Source organism: Streptomyces sp. NK15101 (assembly GCF_020400725.1).
GTDB lineage: Bacteria > Actinomycetota > Actinomycetes > Streptomycetales > Streptomycetaceae > Streptomyces.
This window is the reverse complement of record NZ_JAINVG010000200.1, coordinates 1-960: the sequence shown is the minus strand read 5'-3', so window position 1 is coordinate 960 and position 960 is coordinate 1. Positions and strand designations below refer to the sequence as shown.

The window sequence follows — 960 nt, the reverse complement described above, 5'->3', positions numbered from 1 at the left end:
ACGGGAGGTTGCGGGCCATGACGATGCGCTGGACCTGGTTGGTGCCCTCGTAGATCTGGGTGATCTTGGCGTCGCGCATCATCCGCTCGACCGGGTAGTCACGGGTGTAGCCGTAGCCGCCCAGGAGCTGGACCGCGTCGGTGGTGACCTCCATGGCGACGTCGGAGGCGAAGCACTTGGCGGCGGCGCCGAAGAAGGTCAGGTCGCCGTCCACCCGCTCGGACCTGGCGGCCGCGGCGTAGGTGAGCTGGCGGGCGGCCTCCAGCTTCATGGCCATGTCGGCGAGCATGAACTGCACGCCCTGGAAGTCGGCGATCGGCTTGCCGAACTGCCTGCGCTCGGTGACGTAGCCCTTGGCGTAGTCCAGGGCGCCCTGGGCGACGCCCAGGGCCTGGGCGGCGATGGTGATGCGGGTGTGGTCCAGGGTCTTCATCGCGGTGGCGAAGCCGGTGCCCTCGGCGCCGATCATGCGGTCGGCCGGGATGCGGACGTTGTCGAGGTAGACCTCGCGGGTCGGCGAGCCCTTGATGCCGAGCTTCTTCTCCGGGGCGCCGAAGGAGACGCCCTCGTCGTCCTTCTCCACCACGAAGGCGCTGATGCCCTTGGAGCGCTTGTCGGGGTCGGTGACGGCCATGACGGTGTAGTACTGCGAGACGCCGGCGTTGGTGATCCAGCGCTTGACGCCGTTGAGGACCCAGAAGTCGCCGTCGCGCACCGCGCGGGTCTTCATCCCGGCCGCGTCCGAGCCGGCGTCCGGCTCGGAGAGGCAGTAGGAGAACATCGCCTCGCCCCGGGCCAGCGGGGCGAGGTACTTCTTCTTCAGCTCCTCCGAGCCGGACAGGATCACCGGCAGCGAGCCCAGCTTGTTGACGGCCGGGATCAGCGAGGAGGAGCAGCAGGCGCGGGCGACCTCCTCGATCACGATCACGGTGGCCAGCGCGTCCGCGCCGGCGCCGCCGT

1 protein-coding gene is annotated in these 960 nt (G+C 69.6%); it reads right to left on the bottom strand.

Annotated features, from left to right (window positions below; all coding sequences use genetic code 11):
- A partial coding sequence (locus K7G60_RS38570) for an acyl-CoA dehydrogenase family protein (RefSeq protein ID WP_225805625.1) occupies nucleotides 1-960 on the bottom strand: 960 nt, incomplete at both ends.